Source organism: Paenibacillus sp. EZ-K15, assembly GCF_002573715.1.
GTDB lineage: Bacteria > Bacillota > Bacilli > Paenibacillales > Paenibacillaceae > Paenibacillus_AQ.
In genome coordinates, this window is sequence record NZ_PDHM01000019.1 from 1 (window position 1) to 18,963 (window position 18,963).

Annotated in this window: 9 protein-coding genes; 2 read left to right on the plus strand and 7 right to left on the minus strand. The window is 48.7% G+C overall.

Features of this window, described 5'->3' with window-relative positions; translation table 11 throughout:
* Window positions 1-598: 598 nt before the first annotated feature.
* The 4 genes from CRG97_RS22140 to CRG97_RS22155 form a co-directional block, all read right to left on the minus strand.
* On the minus strand, window positions 599-2,710 hold the full coding sequence (locus tag CRG97_RS22140) for an alpha-galactosidase (RefSeq protein WP_098747457.1): 2,112 nt from the start codon (window positions 2,708-2,710) through the stop codon (window positions 599-601).
* 100 nt (window positions 2,711-2,810) lie between these two features.
* Window positions 2,811-4,424, minus strand: a complete 1,614-nt coding sequence (locus tag CRG97_RS22145) for an ABC transporter substrate-binding protein (RefSeq protein ID WP_098747459.1) — start codon at window positions 4,422-4,424, stop codon at window positions 2,811-2,813.
* 122 nt (window positions 4,425-4,546) lie between these two features.
* Complete coding sequence (locus tag CRG97_RS22150; protein WP_098747460.1) at window positions 4,547-6,382, minus strand: cache domain-containing sensor histidine kinase; 1,836 nt, start codon at window positions 6,380-6,382, stop codon at window positions 4,547-4,549.
* The gene (locus CRG97_RS22155) at window positions 6,360-7,901 is read right to left on the minus strand and encodes a response regulator (protein ID WP_098747463.1); all 1,542 of its coding nucleotides are present in this window, start codon (window positions 7,899-7,901) and stop codon (window positions 6,360-6,362) included. The genes CRG97_RS22150 and CRG97_RS22155 overlap by 23 nt, the downstream gene beginning before the upstream one ends.
* Window positions 7,902-8,075: 174 nt before the next feature.
* Between CRG97_RS22155 and CRG97_RS22160 the strand changes: the two genes are divergently transcribed.
* Together CRG97_RS22160 and CRG97_RS22165 are read left to right on the plus strand one after the other, a co-directional pair.
* Window positions 8,076-9,053: an ABC transporter permease gene (locus CRG97_RS22160; RefSeq protein ID WP_076325175.1), complete on the plus strand. Its 978-nt coding sequence runs from the start codon at window positions 8,076-8,078 to the stop codon at window positions 9,051-9,053.
* A gap of 19 nt (window positions 9,054-9,072) precedes the next feature.
* A complete protein-coding gene (locus CRG97_RS22165; protein WP_098747465.1) occupies window positions 9,073-9,966 on the plus strand; it encodes a carbohydrate ABC transporter permease in 894 nt (297 codons plus the stop codon).
* A 114-nt stretch (window positions 9,967-10,080) separates the two neighbouring features.
* Here the strand turns inward: CRG97_RS22165 and CRG97_RS22170 are convergent, their stop codons facing one another.
* The 3 genes from CRG97_RS22170 to CRG97_RS22180 form a co-directional block, all read right to left on the minus strand.
* Window positions 10,081-13,236, minus strand: coding sequence for an AAA family ATPase (locus CRG97_RS22170; protein ID WP_161952961.1), 3,156 nt, complete (start codon window positions 13,234-13,236; stop codon window positions 10,081-10,083).
* Between the two features lie 620 nt (window positions 13,237-13,856).
* Window positions 13,857-16,205, minus strand: a complete 2,349-nt coding sequence (locus CRG97_RS22175) for a glycoside hydrolase family 95 protein (protein ID WP_098747471.1) — start codon at window positions 16,203-16,205, stop codon at window positions 13,857-13,859.
* 141 nt (window positions 16,206-16,346) lie between these two features.
* Complete coding sequence (locus tag CRG97_RS22180) at window positions 16,347-18,956, minus strand: carbohydrate-binding protein (protein ID WP_098747473.1); 2,610 nt, start codon at window positions 18,954-18,956, stop codon at window positions 16,347-16,349.
* Window positions 18,957-18,963 lie beyond the last annotated feature (7 nt).

The window sequence follows — 18,963 nt, forward strand, 5'->3', positions numbered from 1 at the left end:
TTTGTCTTAGTAGGTTTATTATTACTACAAGTTTAAGAGGTGTCCACTTTTTATTCTAGGTGCATATTGTTTATTATCTTAATTATTATTGGAGTTACCCCAACTTTTTATAGATTCAACAAACGAATAAATCTATTAGAAGAGCGCATTAGCAAACTTGAAAACAAAGATTGAATATCAGAGCGTAAAAAAAACGGCCTAACCCACAAGGAAAAGGCTGTTTGCTTTATTATCTGCAATCTTCTTTTTTGAACGTTCCAGCATCGTCTGTACCACACTTTTTGTAATCCCCATCTCTAGGGCCACCACAGACAGCTGGCTGCGAGTACGACTGGATAGTAACGGTGCGCTGTAGTCCTAATATATGGTGTGTGCCCCTCCTCGCTCCTCCATAGGGCGAATATGGAGCCATTCGATACTGTACATTGGTTAGCATACTCAAGGCTAAACCCATAATGGTGATCCACATTTCGTTCCTCCCTTAAGTCCATAATGTAATCTAATATCATTCATAACATTGACGTTAACGTGGAAGTCAACCGCAAAAAACGCCGCATTGTCTATAAGACAACACGGCGCTTTCTATTTAGGCAGTATCTTATCCCAATTTCTGTATCCGATACACCAAGCTGTCAAAATCCCCGCGCAGCGGCAGCTCGATCCCGATGTTCATGAGTGCCCTGCCGCTCCACGTACCTTCAAGCCCCTCGATGCCATACGACTGATCGGCTTGCAGTCCGGTCAGCTGCAGTCTCGGCAGCGGCTCGCCCAGCTTCTGGCTGTGCAGGAACGCAAACAGCACGTTGTCGCTGCCGTCTTCGCTGCCGTACTGCACGGCCATTACGCCTTTATGCCGAAGCGAGTCGCGGCGATACTGGCTGCCGAACTGAACCAGATGGCGAATGGATTTATACTGCGCCACATATTCGGCTGATTCCGCAACCAGCTCATCGCTCCACTCATTCAGGTTGGAGCCGATGCCGAGCGTTCCCATCATGGCGCTGTGGAAGCGGTATTTCAGGGATACCTGTCTGCGATTCATCCCTGTCGGCGACTCCGTCACCCAGCAGGTCATCATCCGCGGAGCATACGTGTACGAGAACCCCTCCTGAATGCTGAGGCGGTCAAAGGCATCGGTGTTATCGCTCGGCCAGGATTGGTCGGCATACCGGAAGATGCCCAGATCGATGCGCGCTCCGCCGCCGGCGCAGGTTTCAAACGCCACATGCGGGAATTTGCGCCGAAGCTCTGCCCAGATCTCGTACAGGCTCTGAACGTGGCGAATCCAGATCTCCTTCTGGCGGTGAAGCGGATGATCCTTCATGCCGGGTTCAGTCACAGTCCGGTTCATGTCCCATTTAATGAACTTGATGTCATGCTTCTCCAGCAGGTCCGTCATAAACCGCAAAATGTAAGCCTTAACCTCCGGCTTCGAAATGTTCAGCAGCAGCTGATTGCGAAGCTCCGAGCGCTCCCGCGTCTCGAAATGGTACACCCAATCCGGGTGCTCCCGGTACAGATCGCTGTCCGGATTGACGGCCTCCGGCTCCACCCAGATGCCGAAATCCATGCCGAGCTCATGCACCTTGTCAATCAGCTCGCCGAGACCGTTCGGGAACTTCTTCCGGTTCACGAACCAATCGCCAAGCCCGGCGCGATCATGGTTGCGTCCGCCGAACCACCCGTCGTCCACAACGAACAATTCCACGCCCATGCACGCGGCTCTTTCGGCCAAAGCCATTTGATCCTTGGCATTGACATCGAAGTACGTCGCCTCCCAGGAGTTATACAGGACCGGTCTCGTATCGCGGCCCGGCAGGACATCCGAATACTGATAGCGGTGCAGCCGCCGGCTCATCCCGCCAAAGCCGCCGCTGCTGTATCCCCCGACGAAGCCGGGCGTATCGAAGGCTTCTCCCGCTTCCAGCACCCACTCGCTGTCGAAATCATTGATGCCTCCGGTCACCCGAACATGATCGAACACCGTCCGCTCGGCCGTAATCTTCCAGTTCCCGCTCCAGGCCAGCGCCCCGAACCAGACCTGCCCCGCCGATTCCGTGGCATGTCCGTCATCCAACGCAAACCACGGGTTGGCATGGCTGTCCGTAAAACCCCTACGGGATTCCAGCACCTTCTTTCCTTCAGTGAGGAAGGTGCTGCGCAGCTGAAATTCACCGGACCATTTTCCCGTCACGTGCGTGAGGCGGTATTCCGCCAGATAGGGGATGACCCATGCCGCGGATTGCACGTTCTCCAGCACGATATCCGCCTCGCCGCGGTTGACGATCCGGGCCGAACGTTCGATCAGGTCGCACTCGGGAACCGCCCGGTAGGACAGCTCCACTTCAAGCGGGTACGCTTCGTCCTTCATGACGATGATCAGCGTCTCCCTGCCTTCCGTCTGCAGCGTGCGATGTCCGGCATAACGAACCGCCAAGTCCCGCACACCATCCGGCATTCGGACCTTCAGGCTGGGCTCGCTGTATTTGACGCCGCCCCAGAAGCTGTATTCCTCCACCTCCGAATGGACTTCCGCGTCAAACGAGCTGTGTGATCTCGGCCGCAGCAGCGGCGCCGCGTCTTCGATCGCGACCGGCTCTCCCCAGTATAGATGCTGCAGATTGCCGCTGTCGTTGATGCCGAACAGATAGGAGCTGTTATCGGTTTGTATCGCAAACACGCGAAACTGTTCTTGGTATTGAATGGTCACAGAATATCATCCTTCCGATTCGTGTTGATATAGTTTTTGCCTGCGCAAGAATAAAAGGAGAGCCAAAAGACGAAGCATCTTTTGACTCCCCTTGGCCAGATTATTTGCCCCACAGCTCTTGACGTTTGTTGAAGTTGTCCGTATAAATCTTTTCCAGCTTGGCCAGACCAGCCGCCTCGATCTCGGCCATCATCTGGTTATAGGATTCCACCACTTGGTCCTCGGACGGCGACAGGGCCATCTTCAGGAAATATTTATTAATGGTGTCGTTCACCTTCGTTTCCATAATGGCTTCCGGCGTTCCGCCAGCCGGACCCAGGTTGTCGTACGGCGCCGTATCAAACGACGTATCGGCCAGGTTCTTGATCGCCAGATCCGTGACCGGATCGGTCTGGTAACGGCCCATCAAGTCATACGGGGTTCCGTCCTCGCCGGGACCGTTCTTGATCATCCAGGTCCACTTGCGAATGCCCGTCGTACGGGAAGCTTCGTCCCAATTCTTCTTGAAGGCGTCCAGCACTTCTTGTCTTGGTACATGCTTGCCGTCCTTCATGTCCCAATGCTCGCCCTCTACTCCCCACATCAGCAGATACTGGCCTTCCTCGCTGGCCAGGAAATCCAGAAGCTTCATCGTCCGGACCGGATCCTTGTTGGAGCGGCTGATGGCAACGCCGTCCCAGCCCAGGGAGCTCTTCGGTCCGTAAGTGGCCTCTTCCGGCTTCACGCCCGGGGCCAGCACTTTATATTGGTAGAACTGACGCTCTTCCTCTGTTGCCTTATCGGCTGCTTCGGTTTTGAGCAGCGCATTCGCATTTCCTACATTCCAGAGTGCTTCCGCCGTGGCAAATACGTTGCCGTTGCCGAGCTTCTGCTCGAACTGCTTGGTCTTCATCGTTGCCCATTCTTTATCGAGCAGGCCTTTGCGGTAAAGGGAATTCAGATATTTGACCATTTCGAGATAACGCGGATCGCGGACGTCCTTCTTCAGCCCCCCGTTCGTTTCGTAATACGGCATCATGCCGTACATGCCCTTGAAGCTGCCGGTCACCGCTCCGACATTCTCGCCGTTGAGCGTCATCGGAATGCTCTCTTTTCCGTCGATGGTTGGATATTTCTCCTTAAACTTAACGAGCAGCTCCTCGAATTCCTCCGCGGTAAACGGTTCCCCGTTGTTCACCTTATCGCCGACGCCCAGCTCCTTCATAATATCCATGCGCATCATAAATCCGAATACCGGGTACTGCTCCAAGCCGTACCAGTTGGAGAAATAATAATTGTTGCCGTCCTCGCTTCGCGTTTTGGCGAGCGTGTCGCCGTACATTTTTTGGATATTCGGTCCGTGCTCTTCAATCAGGTCATTCAGCGGGATCACCGCGCCCGAGGTAATATACTTGTTCATGATATCGCTTCCACGACTCATCAAAATAACGTCCGGAAGATCGCCGCTGGCCAGCATCAGATTCAGCTTCTCAACCGGATTGCCCGTAGGCTGCTGGATCTCGACGGTCACGCCTGTTTTTTCCGTAATCACTTTAGCGACCGGATTCGTAAAGGCATCCCCCGTGTTTTGGTCAAACCAGGTTAACGTGATCGGCGCGCTGCTGTCCGCATTCGTACCGCTGTCTCCGCCCGATGCCGCCTTCTGGTTGCCGCCGCAAGCCGAAAGCGTTGTCATAACGAGGGCTGCTGCCAGAATCAATTTTAATTTCTTCATTCCCTGAACCCCTTTCTAAGGTCGTCATATTCAAAAGCTCGAATATATCTATCATTGTAAAAATCGGGAGTTCATTGATCTATAACGCAATCTTACAATCCATGATGCAAAATGTCTTTCATTCAGGGTAACGCCTGCTGCGGGTCCCGTTCGTTTGCAGGATGCCTATCGAAGATTACAGGTATCCGAATGGTCACCGCGGTTCCGATGCCGAGCCGGCTGAAGATGCTGACGCCATATTCTTCCCCGTAGGTCAATTTGATCCGGTCATCCACATTTTTCACGCCGTATCCAGGCAGATTATCCGATTTGTTCAGCGCGTGATCGAGCTGTTCGGGCTTCATCCCGATGCCGTCGTCGATGACCTGGAGCAAGATGTCGTCCCCCTCCTGCTTGAGCTTCACGTTAATGTTGATTCCCGATTCGTCCCCAATGGCATGATTAATGCAGTTCTCGATGAACGGCTGCAGAATCAGCTTGATCGTCGTGTTCCCGAACAGCTGCTCATCCAGGTCGTAATGCATATGAAGCTTGTCCCGGAACCGGATCTTCTGGATCGCGACATAATTCTTCACTAGATTGATTTCCTGCTCCAGCAGAATGATGCGCTTTCCTTTATTCAGCGACACCCTGTAATACTTGGCCAAATAATTGACCATCTGGTACACCTGCATAGCCCCTTCTTTGATCGCCAGGGAAGAGATCGAGGACAAGGTGTTGTACAGAAAATGGGGGTTGATCTGGGCCTGGAGCGTATTCAGCTCCGACTCCTTCCTTGCGATCTCCTTCACGTACACGTCATGGATCAGGGATTGTATGGTCGAGGCCATCTTATTGAACGCAAAGGACACTTGACCAATCTCGTCATGTCCCATCGGCTTAATCGACAGCCGGAAATCTCCGCGCTCCACCTTCCGGATCTGCTGCAGCAGCACCTCAATGCGCTTGGTCATGACCTTGGTCGTAAAATAGAGCATCAGGATGGCAATGCCAATTGCCAGTACGGAGAACCAGATGACGTTCTTGGTCGCCTGATTCGCATTGGCCAGCAGCTCGTCGTAGGGCACGGTGATGACCGTGGACCAGCCGTTGCTGAGCTTTTTATACGTGAAAAAACGCTCCTGGCCGTTAATCTTCATATCGAATGAACCCGCATCCCGGGTCATCCGCTCCTGAATCGGAAACACGTCGAACAGTTTGTTCGATTGGAGGTTCTGATCTCCCGTGCTGATCACGCCGCCAAACTCGTCGATAATATAGACGCTTTTGTTGTCGTTCTCCATTTTGATCAGGGAGTAGAATTCGTTCGCGTTAATGTCCATGGTCAAAATCCCGTACGGATGCTGCAGGCTGAAATAACTTAACGAACGGGCAATGGTGATATGTGCATCATCGGCCTTGAAATTCCCGGAATGGAAGTACACCGTATTGCCGGCGGCATCCAGCACCTGCTCCTCCTTCGCCCGGGGCAGCTCTTCCGTATATTTGACGTATTGGCCGTCGGAATAAAGGGTATGGTTCCCCGTATAAATCGTGATGCCCAGAATGTTGGCATTCAGGGTCATCAGGGACGGCAGCGTCCGGTTGATATATTGGAAGGCATCCAGATAATAGTACGCCTGCTCATAATCGGTAGACAGATAATTGCGGAGCTGCGCATCCATGTAGAGGATGTTCGACAGCTGATTGTAATACTCCAGCCGCTTCTCCACGTTGGTGTTAATCTGTGCCAGCGATCCGCCCAAGGCCGTATAGGTATGCTCCGTAATCGTGCTGCGGGTCGAAGAATACGAATAATAGATCAGCAGCGAGAACGGCAGGATGATCACGATCAGAAAGATGAAAAAGAACTTGTGCCGGAGCCGCCAATTGGTGTATGCGCGTAAGTGCGCGAACGGGAAAGCCCCTGCCAGACGGCTCCACGGGCCGGACGGGCTAGATGTTTTTGCGGTATTCATTCGGCGTAACTCCTTGGCTTTTTAAGAATAAGGAAATGAAGTAGGATGTGCTCTCATAACCGACCCTTTGGGCGATGTCCTGCACTTTGAGCGAATCGTCGGCCAGCAGCTCCTTGGCTTTGTTCAGCCGGATTCTCGTTAGGTAATCATGGATCGTCATCCCGGTTTTCTCCTTAAAGATGGAACGCAGGTAGTTGGGAGACAGATATACCTGATCGGACAAGCTGTTGATCGTGATGGCCTGGTGATAGGTCTGGTCGATCGTCGTGCGCACCTGGTGCACCAGCCTTGCATTTTTGTCCATGAACCGGTGTTCCAGCGTCCGAATCGCATGCCCGGCGAAATCCATGATGATTGCTTCGATTTCAATAATGGTTCGGCACTGATAGATGGCATGGTAAAGCTCCGCACGCTTGTGGCTCTCCGTGATCGGTTCGTGGATCCCCTCCAGCAGACGCTCCACCAGTCCGATGGCAAAGTCGCACACTTCGGTTTTTCGGATTCGCAGCATGACCAGCCGGTTGAAGTAATCCCGCAGCTTCTGCGCTGCCTGCTCGGATGCCAGCTGATGAATGTCCTCGAAATAGGCCGTTTCTTGGAAAGGAGGAATTTGCCGGCTCTCCAGCAGCCGCAACACGTCCTTGGCATAGATGACTCTCCCGTTCCCGACGTAAAACATCTCCTCCAACATCACCCGCGTCTCCCGGTATAAATCCTGGATGCGGGACAGCTCTTCCGGCTCCTCGTTCACGGCCGCGGTCATCGTAAAGCCCAGCGTATCCTGCATCCGCTTCAGCAGATCCTCCCACGTAAAGCGGCTCAGATGGCTGGCGGCATCCATGAAGATGCCCAGCTCGCCTTCCCGGCAGATGACCAGATCCGCCTCGAGTTTCTTGTCCGCAAGCCACTCCTCCATATGCGTCTGCAGGCGCGCCATGCCATCCTCGAGGGACAGCCCCGGCTGCGCAGCGTGCGGAGCATCGATGCCAAGCAGCGTAAGGGTATACGTTCTCGGCTCCGTATGGCGGGACAGCTTATGGTAGCTGGCAGCGAGGTTTCGGAATCGCTCCTCGTTCTGCTCGAATATCATCTCTCGTACAATATTGGATTTGGTCACGCGAATGGAGCGGTTCTTCATCCGCACTTCCTCGCAGCGCCGTTTGACTTTATCGATAACGCTTACAATTTCGCTCAGATCCAGCGGCTTCAATAAATAGCCGACGGCTCCCACGTTTAAGGCCGACTTCACATAATTGAATTCATCGTGTCCAGTCAGGAAGACGAACTGAATCCAGTCGAATAACTCACTCACCCGTTTCGCCATATCGAGCCCGTTCATGACGGGCATCTGGACGTCCGTCAGTACGATATCGGGCTGAATCACCTCGATCTTCTCAAGGGCATCCCTGCCGTTCAGGGCAGTTCCGGCCACATATATCCCCATCTCTTCCCAACGAATATAATCTCGGATCATCTCTAGCTCTAGCTCTTCGTCATCTACGAGAAAAATGCTATACATGCTCATACCCCCTGTGTCGGCTTTATCCCTTCATATTATAGCGATTTCGTTATTTTAACTATGGGAACAAGCAATGTAAGTTATTTTCAAGCATCTTTCGTTACATTGTCATATCGACACTCATTTTTTCCGAGTCTTATAATTTGAGTTAACTTGAGATGCGAGGTGCCCCATATGAAACCTGCTACAACCTTACAGACGCGGAGTGACTTGAACTTAAGTCCTCATCGAAAAAGCCGCTGGGCCATGCTGAAGCAGCAGAAGTATCTATTCCTGATGATGCTGCCCGGACTGATCTGGGCCATTGTGTTTGCGTATACGCCCATGGTTGGTCTATACATGTCCTTCGTCAATTACCAGCCGACGCTCGGCGGCTTCTGGTCGACCCTGTTTACGAGCGAGTTCGTCGGCCTGGAATGGTTCCGTTACTTCTTCAACAACGGCGATTTCTGGATCGTCATGCGAAATACGCTGGCCTCCACGCTGATCACGCTTCTCTTCTCCTTCCCGATGCCGATCCTGATCGCCATCGCGATTAATGAGATTAAGAATGTGAAGTTCAAAAAGACGGTGCAAACCGCCTCCTATCTTCCCTATTTCATATCCTGGGTTATCGCGGCCAACATCATCGTGACCCTGCTCTCCTCGGACGGCGCGATTAACGGCATATTGAAATTCCTCCACATTACCGATGAAAGCGTTTTATTCCTGCAGAACGGCAAGTACTTCTGGTGGATCGTCGCGCTCGGCAATACGTGGAAGGATATGGGATACAGCTCGATTATGTATTTGGCAGCCATCTCGTCCATCAACCAGGAGCTCTATGAAGCGGCCAAAGTCGATGGTGCCAACCGCTTTAAGCAGATCCGGTACATCACCCTGCCCCACCTGAAGCCAACGATTGTCATTTTGCTGATTCTGGCGCTTGGCGGCATCCTGAACGCGGGCTTCGACCAGCACTTCCTGCTCGGCAATGACCTGACGCGGGATTACTCCGACGTCCTGTCCACCTATTCTTTCCGCTACGGTATTCAGAACGGCATGTTCTCCTATGCGGCAGCCGTCGGCATGTTCAGCTCCGTGGTGGCGTTCATCATCGTGGTCATCGTCAACTATACGGCGAAGAAGCTGAACGGGCAGTCCCTATTCTAAACCATAAGGAGGTACATCCATGTTAAGCAAAAAAACCGTGCTTGAGCGTATCTTCGATGCCTCTTTATACCTGTTCCTGACCGGCATCTTTCTCGTAACCTTCTATCCGTTCTGGAACATCCTGGTCATCTCCTTGAACGATGCGACCGATACGATGCGGGGCAATCTGTTCTTCTGGCCGCGCGTGCCAACCATCGAGAGCTACCTGACCATCTTCCGGAATCCGGAGATCTGGAGCGCCATCAAGATCACCGTGCTGCGTACTGTCGTCGGGACGGCGGCATCCATCTTCTTCATCACGCTGCTCGCCTATCCGCTCAGCAAGCGCAATCTGCTCGGGTGGAAATACTTCTCCTTCTTCTTTGTGTTCACGATGTATTTCGGCGGCGGGCTGATCCCGACGTATATGATCATCAAATCCCTGGGGCTGATCGACTCCTTCTGGGTCTATATCTTCCCTGGCTTAATCGGCGTGTTCCTGATGATTCTGGTGCGCACCTTCATGGAGCAGATCCCCGGCGAAATCGAGGAATCCTCCAAAATCGACGGCGCGAACGACCTGCAGACGTTCTTCCGCATCATCATGCCGCTGTGCGTGCCGGTGCTCGCCACGATCGGCCTGTTCCTGGCCATCGGCCACTGGAACTCCTGGTATGACTCCTATGTGTATACCTACAAGCCGGAGCTGAAGACCCTACAGGCCGTCCTGGTCAAAATCCTCAACCAGTTCCAGACCGCCGGCATGATGTCCGATGCGCAGCAGCTGGCGCAGGGCTCCAAGCGGATCCCGGTCTCCAGCGAAAGCATCCGGATGGCGGTGACCATGGTCGCCACGCTGCCGATCATTATGGTGTATCCTTTTGTGCAAAGGTATTTTGTGAAGGGGATTATGATGGGGGCTATCAAGAGTTAGATTGTGGGAAAAAAGAGAGCCCTTACCGGGAGGGGTAAGGGCTGGATTCTCAAACTAGTATTGTATATATAAAGAATCAGTAAGTAATTTAGTTAACATCTTTGGCCTTAGGATTCATCCAATTAGGAGTGGCCATTTATCGTTAGAGTAAAGTGCATATTCTATATCCTCAAAAAAATCTTTGCCCACTCTTTTTACTATCTGTATCTCTCTAGTTTTCATTACTTCTATTGAAGAATGATCCCCCAATAAAGCCAATAGAACTAAAATTGTTTTTAAAGTTGTTTCAGAATTGTTACTGAGCAAAAGTTGGCTATGTAGCCATGGCTTCAAATAATTTGCTAACTCATCTAAATTACTTTTATTAATAATTAGAACTTTATTAGTAGTTAATGATTGATTCATAGAGGGAATTACTTTTTTCATAAAAGCCGCTAATCTTTTTACATTATTTTCCGAATTGATTAAGTGTGAAATAATTACCGAAGTGAAGCCATCATCTAATTCAAAACATTTATACAGTAATTCCAACTCTTTATCAGTTTTTATTCCTTCCCATCTGGTAAGTATTCTAAGTTTTGATTCCATACTCACTTCTTTACTATTAATAAAATTATCAATAAGATTAATTGGGACATTTTCATCCATCTCCATGAAAGTTAGAATTAAAAATTCAGTGTAATGGATACTCTTATTATCAATTGCTTTCAATAAAATTGCAGAATCACCTTTACAAATTTGAGCTACACTTGAAGGAATCCAGTGAAACAAGTTTGGACTGATACCTGGGCTTTCAACAATTTTCAAAAGTACTGGCAAAGCTTCAACTGCCTGTAACTCTCCAAGAGAGATGATGATTTGCTCTTTAACTCTCCCTGTTTTTTTAGTAATTTGATCTAACATTAAAGGAATAGATTTTTCCGCATTATGTTTGGCCAAACATCTATATATCCATCCTTCTAGTTCGTTCTCGTACCTATTTTTTTTCAACCCATCAATAAGTAAATCTGGAGTATCAGATAAGGATGAATAATTAAGATATCGAATTGCGTTTAAAGCTAGGCTCACGTTGCTTCCGTTAACAATATCTATGAGTTCATTTCGTAATTCAATTTCTTCAATCTCAAGATACCAAGAACTAATCCATGTACTTACATTGGGGTTTTTATAATATAAAAGTTTTTTGAAAACATCCTTTTTATCAATTCCGCTTCTGTTATGTAGACTTTCGACTATGTAACGCCGAACATAATCATCCTTTCGATTATCCAACAATAAAGCTAGTAATCGATTAGTGTTTTTTTCTCCATTATAAGCCGTTAATAAATTTGCAAGTTTATGCGCGCAAGTTGAACCATCATTACCATCGGCGATAATTTCAAATAATTCAACTAAAAAACCTTCTATTTCTTCATTTTTTTTAAAATACGAAACAGTATCAATTATCTCATTTAATCTATTTAAATTTGATCTATTGTTTATAAACAAAATTTTAAAATGTTCCAAAATACTTACTTGATTTTGTTCCACAAAAATGACATCCAAATCACCACTTGGTAAACCTAATAATTTTGGTAAAATACATGTGTGGAATTCAATATCATGTTTAATCACAGCATGTAAAATATCCTTTTTTTCGTTAATATCTCCGGTTTTAAAAAACCATTTAGTAGAAGATTCTGCTACATAGTTTATTAACCCTTGTTGTTTTATTATATTTTCACGTTCTTCATTACTAAATAAATCAAGTTTCAAACATAGAACAGATAATATATAATCACGAATACCGCTAAAGTAAAACCCAATCATTGATCGGCCAGTTAAATCTGTATATTTATAAAGTATGCTATCTGCAAAAAAACGAGCTGGAAGAATCTGATCAATATTCAAATTAAGCAAATTATTCAATTTATCTTCCTCTATTTGGGGGTTACCTATTTTTATTAATGCCGAGGCCACACCAACTAACAATTTCATACTTACATCAGGAGAATCATGTTTTTCTAATTTTTTTGAAATATATCTTTTATAAGTTTCTCTTGTCGATGAATTATTACTTAATGGTTTGTTTTCCAAAAAACATACTTCACTCGTTACTCTTAAAAAGAATGGATTTTTTAGTTCTTTTATATCTTCAGCACGAGTTATATCAATTTTAAAAACTTCTGAATACTTTTGTAATGCTATCCTTGACTCATTAGAATTAAAAATAGAAAGGCATGAAACCGGATAAATATTTTGAGATAAAAGTGTATTTACCCCTTTATGCTTTATAAATGCATTCCAGTAATCCGTTTTGCAAGAAATACATAATTTTATTCCCAAATCATTACATACTTCGCTTAATTCATTTAGTTGTTGAACTTTGTCAGTAGAATCCCATTCATCAATAGCATCGATTATCAAGAATAGAGGCTTTCTGTGCTTCCGAATTAAATAACTAATTTTTTTGAATAATCTTTCAGTACTCTCTTCACTAGAGAAGAATCTATTAAAATCTCTTTGTATTTTTTTGAAAAGTGATCCATTCAACAAAGTTCCCGAATAAAATAATATTGGATTATTTAGCTGATAGCTATCTACAAAATTTAGCATAGTATTTGTTTTTCCAGTTCCAGCATCTCCTATTAATGCAAATGTACTTTTTTCGTGTTGATTTACAAACAATTCAAAAGATTCTTCTGCAATGTCCCTATTTACGTATAATTCTGATATATATTTTTTATCAAACTTATTAAAATAGTCATCCTCTTTAGAGGATTTAAATATAGAAAGTTGTCTCTCGTTATGTAAGTTACAAAAAGTCAGTAAATTATCTAAAGACATTCCTAGAAACTGATGAAGAGCTTCATAACGCAGTTCAATTTCAGACTGGATACCACTTATTGTCCAATTAGAACTATACGGTTTCTCTACCTCTTCGCCACTTATAGTATTAAATACTTTTGTCTTGCTACCATTTGTAACTATTACGAATGGAGCCATTGGCTCCATTAACCTTGCATATGTTAGACCCTGGACTCGATCATCATCTGTTAAATTTACTCCTTCTGCTTTCACTTCAATTACGCATAGATTATCACTATCTCTTTTACATAAGATATCAAGTCGTCCATTAGCTATTCTCTGCTCTCTCCCATTCACATTGAATCGTCCTCTTCCTAGTGCAATTGTAAACTGATCTTCAAAACTCAGCTCATTAGGATTAAATCCACAATCAAATAGGAAAGGGAGAATTATGTTGTTTTTAATTTTTTCTTCATTCCACACATTGTAGCCCCATTTCAAACAAGTATTCAATCTATATAAACTTGCTTAACACATCGGAAGGACTTCCAGATTATTCTTCAAACGGCACACTTCTAACTTAGTTATTACGTATCACTCCGACTAAATAAGCAGTCACATTCACTTGTTGCTCTGCATGTTAAAATTTTTACAACAAGAATAAATTGATCGAAGAGCACGCGTACAACTTTCCAGATCCGCCTTGAATACTCTCTCTTAACAACATTAGTGCAACCCCCAAAATTCTCCAGCATCTATAGCACGGATTATTTAATATCCATTGATGTTATTCAATTACACCAACCTCCAATCATTGTAATTATCTTGTAGTTCCATTGAACCATATTTTGTTGAATAGCAGAAGAATTTGTTTAACATTCACTTTTGCGAAACTAGTCTGAGAGCGACTGAAATTAGCTAACTAATGATTGCAAAAGAAGAACCTCCGTTAATTATTTCAGAGGTTCTATTTACGTTTTATTCTAATTTAAATAGCTATCTTTCGTTATATGATAGACATTATAAAAATTTGTGGATAAGCTTAACTATAATATAGATACAGGTCATTGTTTCAAAGTCAAAACGCTCAGCAACTTCCTTAATTAGTCTTTGTGAAAATCACTTGGTTCCTCTTTCCTACCTCCCCCTGCCTCACCCCATACAACCTCCTTCCCCCCATAAAACACCTTCACACTTCCACTCTCATTCCCCTTCACCCTCGCCTCAACCAGCTTCCCGTTCTCCCAGCTCATATCCACCTCAATATTCCCTTTCGCCTTCAGCCCTTTCACGCTGCCAGTCGGCCATATCGCCGGCAGTGCGGGCAGGAGATGAATCTCGCCTTCGTGGCTTTGCAGCAGCATTTCCGCAATGGCGGCGGTACCGCCGAAGTTACCGTCGATGACAAAGATGTTCGCCTCCGCTCCGGCTACGCCGGGTTTGGAGTAGGTGAGCATATTGTCGAAGCACAGCTCCCCGATCAGGTGGGCGATATGCTGCACGGCCTGGTCCCCGTCATGCAATCGGGCGTAGAAGAGTCCGAACAGCGCCGCGGTAAATTCGATATCCTCCAGGTCGGCCCGGCTGTTCCGGTTCTCCAATGTCACTCGGGCTGCCGCAGCTAGTTCCGGCGTATGATGCGGCGTGATTTGGCTGCCGGGATACAGGGCAAACAGATGCGACAGATGGCGATGCTCCGGCTGCGCCTCCTCATAGTCCTCCAGCCATTCCTGCAGCTGACCCTTCTTGCCGATCATCAGCGGAGGCAATTGATCCAGCGCTGTCTGCCACTTCTGCTGAAGCTCCTCATCCACGCCCAGCGTCTGTGCTGCCTTCACGCAGAACGCCAGCAGATCCCGGACCAAGACCTGATCCATGGTCGGGCCCATGGACAGCTGCTGATGACCATCCTCCGGATGGCCGGTATAAAAGCTGTTCTCCGGCGAATTCGACGGACCTGTCACCAGCCAGCCATATTTCGGATGTACCGTCATATAATCCATGAAAAAGGCTGCGGCTTCCTTCAGGACGGGATAAGCCAACTCCTCCAGAAAAGCCTGATCGCGGTTGTACGCGTAGTGCTCTATCATATGCGTCGCGATCCACAGTCCGCCCGTCACGTTCAACCCCCAAGAAGTCCCCCACCCCGGCGAAGCAAATCCCCAGGCATTGGAGAATACATGGGCCACCCAGCCTTCGGCATCGTAATAATGGCGCGCCGCCGAGCGACCGGCCTCCGATAGCTGCTGGATATACCGCATGAGCGGCTCATGGCTCTCGCTCAGGTTCGCGGCCTCCGTCGGAAAATAGTTCATCTGGGTGTTCACATCCAGGTGATAATCGCAGCTCCAGGCCATTTTGTTGGCTTCGCCGTCATTCCATATGCCTTGCAAATGCATGGGCAGGATGGAGTCTTGTCGTGACCCGCTAATCGTCAAGTACCGGCCGTATTGATAAAACAACGCAAATAACGCCGGATCGTCCCCGTTGCCCTGCTTAAACCTGCCGATCCGCTCGTCCGTAGGCAGACTGGCATGCTCGGAGCTTCCCAGCTCCAATCGTACGCGGGCATACAGCGGCTGATAATCCGCCAGATGCTTGGCTCTCAGCGCGTCATATCCCAGCAGCACAGCCTGATCCAGCTGCAACGCGCTTTTCTCACGCCAGCTCTCACCTTCTTGACGGTAATCCGTATTCACCGCAAAATAAATCGCCGCCTCATCCGCTCCGGATACGTTTATGGTGTCATCCGTGCAGCTTACCTGCCCGCCTTCCGTTACGACGCGCAGCTGGCCTTGGCAGGACACCCCGCACTCCCCGTTGCTATGTACGCTTTCCAGCGCCTGTCCCTGGAATTCGATCGTATCCTTCCTAGTAACGACAGCATGAAAAGGACCATTTTCCCCTCGAATCGAAATGCGGAATGACACGCCTAACGAGCCAAGGCTGCTGCGAATCCGCGAAACGATGACCTGATCGGCATGGGAAGCAAAGACCTCTCGCGTCATCTCCGCTCCATCGATCTCGTAAAAAGAACGTGCCACCGCCTCCTGCAGATCCAGTTCCCGATGGAACAGCGGCTCAGCTGCTGCCTCTTGTTTCCCGCCCTCGGATGGCTTCACGTGATGGTCAAACTCCAGCACGACTTGGCATAGTCCCAGATTGGTGCCAAAATTCAATTTTTCCGGCTCCAGGTGCTTTTTGGCCAGTCGATCGCCTTCGCGATAATCGCCCTGGAAGAAATGTTTCCGCATCCGCTCCAAGTCCGCTTTGCTGTTGCTTCGCCCTTGAGCCGGCTCCGGCTGGCCGGACCAATAGGTGGTTTCGGTGATATTCCATATTTCTCTGTCAGGAGTGGATACCACCACATTCCCCATTCGGCCATTGCCGATCGGCAGCCCTTGCGACCAGCCCTGGGCCGGTTTCGTATACCAAAGCTTCATATCTGACATGTTGCATTCTCCTCTTCATTTCATTTTCCAGTATGGAGACAAGCACTACCCTTACAGCAAAAGCAAGAAATCGCGATTCCCGGATGGAGCCGAGAACCGCGATGAACTTGCAGTTGTTCATGATTAATCTATGACTTCTTGTTATGGATTAGGGACGATTTTATAAAGCTTGGATTCGGCCGCTTTTAGCGTCACATCCAGCGAAGAGCCAGACCCCGTCTGAGATTGGCCGCTCCATACATCCGTCACCGTATAGGACGCCGCCCCTTCCGCAGCGATACCGGCACGAACGAGATCCACGGTACGCTGTGCCGCATTTTGCGTATAGTTAAACACGGCTACATAGTGGGTTCCCTGATCGTCCAGCACGAATACGTTCGCTGCTTGCGTGCCCGTGTTGCCTTCTACCGGCCGGAACGCCTTGCCCTTCATCGCAAGCCCGTTTACTTCCGGATTCGTCAGCAGCGTTTCCATGTACTGCCGTGCCGTCGCATCGGTTACGTCATCCGAATTCAGGAAGACCGTGCCGGAGATTGCGGCCGCATTGACGCGCGACTGCGCGCCTTCGATCGATCCGCCTTTGGTTAAGTGCATATAGTCCGGATCGGTATAATGATAGATCGTTCCGTTCTGCCACCAGCCGTACGTCAGATTGTTCAATTGATATTCCGTGCTGCCGATACTTCCGTCGATATCGCACGAGATACGGCGGCTGTGCGCATATTGGCTAGGGAACAGCGGCGCGATGGAAGCGCTGATGAACATGGAGCCGTCCAGCACTTCATTCAGGTAAGCCATCCCTTGATTGTAGGCCTGGACGCCGGTTTGAACGTTGGCGTCATCATGCTTGCCTTCCATTGCTCCGTGGCTCAGAAAATCGATTTTGATATATTCAAAGCCCTTGCTCTTGAACTTATTCATGTAATAATCGATCCGCTGTTTCACGCCTGGATGTGTCGGATCTACGGCGTAAGCGCCGTCCAGCGTCGGCAGCACGTTTCCGTCCAAATCACGCAGCACGATATCGCCGTATTTATACTTGCCGTTCGTCCCTTCGACTTCCTGCTCCATATTGTTGCCCCAGTACACGAACGGCGAATAATAGATGCCGGCCTTCTGTCCATTGCTATGAATGAGCTGAACCAGATCCGTCAGCTGCTGATCCGTCATGTTATCCCAATAGGAATCGAGATTGATGTAGATATTGCCTTCATTGTTGAAGGAATGGTTCTGAATATGGTCTTTAAAATAATTCGAGACCGAAACTGCCTTGTCAAAGCTTAAATCGCTGGCATAAGCTCCCCAGCTGTTCCAGCCGACCGGAACGCCTTCAGGAATGTCTTCGCCAAAGGCTAACGGAGGCTGGATCGCTGCATTCACCTGGCCAAACTCCTCTAGCCCGGTCCGGTAGTCCTCGAAAAAGCCGACCATGATTTTCGGTGAAGCAATCTGCTTGCCCGTTACCTTTCCATGCGGGATCGTGTCCCACGTGGAGGTGGATGACGTAAATCCGCCATATACGCGCAGTTTGTTCAATTTGTCATTCGAGCCGCTCCAATAGATGCCGGTTTTCCACGTGTCATGCGTCACCGATCCGATAACGAGGCCGTTCCGGCTCGTATTATCATAGATAGCCGTAAGCTCCGAGCTGATATACAGACCATTGTTGAGGCCCGTATTCATCGACTTCGCCTGGTATCTGGACCAAGCATCATTATCGAACGGAACGACGAGAACCCGATTATCGTCATAGCTGCCGATGTCGATGCCGCCTCTTGCTTCCATCGCGATGGGTGCTATGTTCCCCGTAGTTATTGCGGAATGATGGGAAGCGACTGTTTCCGTAAGCAGATACGGCCCGTCTTCATAGACGTAATAGATCTGGCTGAGCGATGGCATTCCCACATCCTCATTCACGACCGTTACCTTGATGCCCTTGCCGGTTGCATCCTGGAATGGGACTACTTGATTTTTATAGAATTTATGATGTTTATAATCTTTACTTGCAACCATTCGGTCGAGCTGGATCTCGCTGTATAACCCCTTGGCAACCGCTTTGCCGTTCCAATTGTATTGCGACAATCCGGTCGAGGTGTTGTACAGCAGCTCATACGTCGGATTGGATACCTTGAAGCCGTTGGCATATTCGGTTAAGGTGATGGAGCCATAGCTCGTGGCTTTCTTTTGCTTGCCCAAATCGCCGATGCTGCCATCTGGGCCTGATCCGTCATCGCCGGCTGAATCAAAGGTCAGCTCAATCTTGTCAAAATCGGGCGAGTATCCGCCTGCATCATCGAACAGAATCGTGTTGCTGCCCTGATTCAAGTAGATTTGAATCTGATAGGTGCCGATCGTGTTCCAATCCGCTGTTTTCGGAAAACTGAAATTCTCCTTCTCCGCTCCGTTCACGGAGATCGAAGCCGCGCGGGAATCCCCGGAGATGTAGAACATGTTCATATTGTATATACCGGCCTTATCGGCCTGAATCTCGTTGAACGTCAGGGTGGAACCGCCGTACAGATTGCCGGCTTTTTGCCCGCCCGAACAGAAATCGCAATCGACCGCTCCTGCATTGCCGGTAAACGTGTTCTGAGATGCCTCAGCCTCGTAGGAAAGGATGCCTCCGGCCGCCTGACTCGGCTGCTGCGGTTCTGCCGAAGCGAGGGAGCTTCCTAGCACAGACCCCCCTAACAGAATCGATAAGAAGAGCATGAATGGCTTTTGGAAGAATTTGAACGGATGAATACTCACTGAACCT

What these genes read in the sequence shown, in the direction of transcription:
- CRG97_RS22175 (WP_098747471.1), bottom strand. Translation starts at nt 16,205, where the DNA reads ATGTCAGATATGAAGCTTTGGTATACGAAACCGGCCCAGGGCTGGTCG.
- CRG97_RS22150 (WP_098747460.1), bottom strand. Translation starts at nt 6,382, where the DNA reads ATGAATACCGCAAAAACATCTAGCCCGTCCGGCCCGTGGAGCCGTCTG.
- CRG97_RS22165 (WP_098747465.1), top strand. Translation starts at nt 9,073, where the DNA reads ATGTTAAGCAAAAAAACCGTGCTTGAGCGTATCTTCGATGCCTCTTTA.
- CRG97_RS22145 (WP_098747459.1), bottom strand. Translation starts at nt 4,424, where the DNA reads ATGAAGAAATTAAAATTGATTCTGGCAGCAGCCCTCGTTATGACAACG.
- CRG97_RS22160 (WP_076325175.1), top strand. Translation starts at nt 8,076, where the DNA reads ATGAAACCTGCTACAACCTTACAGACGCGGAGTGACTTGAACTTAAGT.
- CRG97_RS22155 (WP_098747463.1), bottom strand. Translation starts at nt 7,901, where the DNA reads ATGTATAGCATTTTTCTCGTAGATGACGAAGAGCTAGAGCTAGAGATG.